Genomic DNA, 3,396 nt, shown 5'->3' with positions numbered 1-3,396 from the left:
GTTTTATAAGCTCCAACTTCATATTCGGCCAAACAGATTCCATTGACAATCTGCTCGGTGTGAGCCTCCAAACCTGCCAATTTTAACTTTAAACCAACATTTTTAGGTAATTTTTTCTTTGAATTATAGAAAAATGAACGAAAAACCTTTACAAAATCAATCGCTTTTGGAGCTTTTCCCAGACCTAAAAGATATACTTTTTCGAGTCCTTCGATTGCTCCATACAAAGCCAAAGTTTCTTTTGCTCCTGCCTTAAAATCTTGTTGGAGTGTTTCGGCACTTAGCCCAACGTGTTTAGCAATTTTTGAAAGATTTTCGGCCAATTTCTCATTATTTACCAACGGAAAGATAATGGTTTTGGCAGCGGTATTATTGGCTGTTATGTTGATTTTCATATTCATTTAATTTTAGCCCTCCCTATCGGGTCGGACCGCCGATGCGGAGGGTTGGGTGAGGCTATCAATAAAATAACCATTCAATGGCTTTAGGAAATTCTTGTCCCCAACGTTTTTCGTTATGCTCACCTTTGGGGTCGATTGAAAGTTTGATTTGAATTTTATCAGCATCCCAACCTTGCCCTTCGATAGTTTCCTTCATTTTCTTTACATTCGGAATCATCGCTGCACTTTCTTTTCCGCCACCGTACAAATAAATTTTTGTATCGAGAGGATTGAAAAACTCAATGGCATCGAAATAAATCTTAGGAGAAACCCATAGCGAAGGCGAAAGCACCATCAAACGGCCAAATGACTCAGGGTACATCAATCCAGCATAAATGCTAATCAAACCACCCATCGAACTTCCACCAATTCCTGTAAATTGTCGCTCGGTTTTGGTGCGATAATTGGCATCAATATAAGGTTTTAGATTACGGACAATAAAATTGGCGTATTTCATGCCTAAACCTTTCCCTTTTTTCTCGACCGTGTAAGGAGAATATTCATTGAAACGCTCTTCTTCACCGTGTTCGATGGCCACGATAATTACATCGCCCAATTCTTTTTTTGCCAGAAGCGAAAGACGTTTATCAATTTCCCAATTTCCATAACTTGACCCTTTCCCAAAAAGATTTTGGGCATCTTGCATATACAATACAGGATAATGTTTATCAAGATTTTGGTCGTAATCGTGCGGGAGAAGAATATAAATTTTCCGTGTTTTCCCCAGTTGCGGAATCTCGAATTTCTCAGAAACGACCTGCACTTTTGGCATGAGTTTCTTGATGAATGCCGTAGAGCCATCTTGTCGCCAATAAGGCACAAAATCAGCGTAGTGTCCCGATAAACTTTCAATTACTCGATTGCTCGGTGCATTTCCGTAAGTATCTAACTCAACAAAATCCCAGCCACCACGTGTATATTTATACTCTATTTTTTCGGGAAGTGTTACTTCTGGGGCGAATGTAAATTTGTACTTTCCCTTGCTCACACGTTTCATTTCAAAATCTGATACATCGGGATTCCATTCGCAAAAATTACCTGATAGATACACAGGTCGTTCGTCGTCGACAGGGGTTGTCAACTCTAAACTCAACAAATTTCGGTTACTCATTTTTACTTTTTTAGTGGTACGTAAGTGTAAGTAAGAAATAAAACACATTACACTTACAGAATGTTCCAGCAATCTACCTACTGAATGTACCATTATAACTCAGATTCACTTTAACAATGCCTTTTGAGGCTAAATGACTTGACAATTTTAAACAAAAACTCTAATATAAAAACATGAGAGCTATAGAAATTTAGCGAAAACACAAAAAAATCTTACATTCTAAAACTATAAAACAAAAATGGTGATGCTTTTTTGAAAACATCACCATTTTAAAGTATTAATACTTATGTACTTATCTGTATATCAGACTAATGCAGCCCATAAAATTTCGACTGGGTGCAATGCCTTTCGGCCAGTACCATCGTGAATTTGGTGGCGACAGCTCGTGCCTGGGGCAGCAATAATCACTTCTTCGGGTTGTTTTCTGACCGTTGGGAAAAGCACCAGTTCGCCGATTTTCATCGAAAGTTCGTAATGCTCTTTTTCGTAACCAAACGAACCCGCCATTCCGCAGCAGCCCGATGGAATAAGATGCACTTCGTAGTTTTTGGGCAACGAAAGAATCTTTTTGGTTGGTGTAAGCGAAGCAACCGACTTTTGTTGGCAATGTCCGTGTAGTTTAATCAAACGTTTTTCGCTGGTAAAGCTATCAGTCGTAATGCGTTTAGCGTCAATCTCACGAGCAATAAACTCATCAATCATCAAGGCGTTTTTGGCCAGTTTTTTGGCAGCTTCTATCAAATTTTCATCAACTAAATCGGGATATTCATCTCTGAAGGTCAGAATAGCCGAAGGTTCGATACCGATGATTGGCGTTTCTTCGGTCACAACGTCTTTCAGCAATGCCACATTCTGATTGGCCAATTTCTGAGCATCTTTCAACATTCCTTTCGATAAATACGCACGCCCAGAATCAACGTGATTAGGAATAATCACTTCATAGCCAAGTTTATTGAGCAAATCGAGTGCTTTTTTACCAATTTCAACATCATTGAAATTCGTAAATTCATCACAGAATAAATATACTTTTTTCGCTGATTTTGAAGCCGTTTTCTCCGAATTTTTATACCATTGTTTGAGCGTGTTACTGCTCAAAAGTGGCATTGTTCGCTCAGGGTGGAAGCCAATTACACGATTGGCAATCTTACGCAAAGGAGCATTTCCTAAAACCAAATTATAAGCCCACGGCACATAAGATGCAATATTGCTCATTTTTGAATAATTGCCAATCAACCACGAACGCATCGGTAAGCCATTTTGCTCATGATAATGTTGCAAAAACTCCATTTTCAGCTTCGCCACATCAACATTCGACGGACATTCTGATTTACAGCCTTTACAAACCAAACACAAATCCATCACTTCTTTAACCTCTTTGCTATCGAAACGATTGATTTTTTCTGAGTTGGTCAGCACCTCACGCAAAATATTAGCTCTGGCACGAGTGGTATCTTTTTCGTTACGAGTGGCCATATAACTCGGGCACATCGTTCCACCGCTCAATTCGGTTTTGCGGCAATCGCCCGAGCCATTGCACTGTTCGGCGTGTTGTAAAATATTCTGATTATTGAATCGGAATACAGTTTTAAATTCTGGCACTTTGTGGTCGGCCTCGTAACGAAGAAATTTATCCATCGGAGGCGTGTCAACAATTTTATTTGGGTTGAAGATATTTTGTTCGTCCCAAACCTTTTTCAATCCTTTAATTAAAGCGTAATTCTTCTCGCCAATCTGCTGACGAATAAATTCACCACGCAAACGCCCATCGCCGTGTTCGCCCGAAAGCGAACCTTTATATTTTTTTACTAAAGTCGAAATCTCTTCGGCAATCAATCTAAACTGGCG

General features: G+C 39.4%; 3 protein-coding genes. All 3 read right to left on the bottom strand.

The window, feature by feature from the left end; genetic code table 11:
- The coding region (locus ACOVO2_RS15195; RefSeq protein WP_421770800.1) for a M17 family peptidase N-terminal domain-containing protein at positions 1-395 on the bottom strand (395 nt) is incomplete at its 3' end.
- A gap of 64 nt (positions 396-459) precedes the next feature.
- Positions 460-1,551: an alpha/beta hydrolase gene (locus ACOVO2_RS15190; protein WP_421770799.1), complete on the bottom strand. Its 1,092-nt coding sequence runs from the start codon at positions 1,549-1,551 to the stop codon at positions 460-462.
- Between the two features lie 303 nt (positions 1,552-1,854).
- Positions 1,855-3,396 (bottom strand): (Fe-S)-binding protein (locus ACOVO2_RS15185; RefSeq protein ID WP_421770798.1); only part of this gene is annotated, 1,542 nt, incomplete at its 5' end.

Source organism: Emticicia sp., from assembly GCF_049241225.1.
GTDB lineage: Bacteria > Bacteroidota > Bacteroidia > Cytophagales > Spirosomataceae > Emticicia.
Note: the sequence above shows the minus strand (reverse complement) of the source record. Positions and strands in the feature narration are given on the sequence as shown.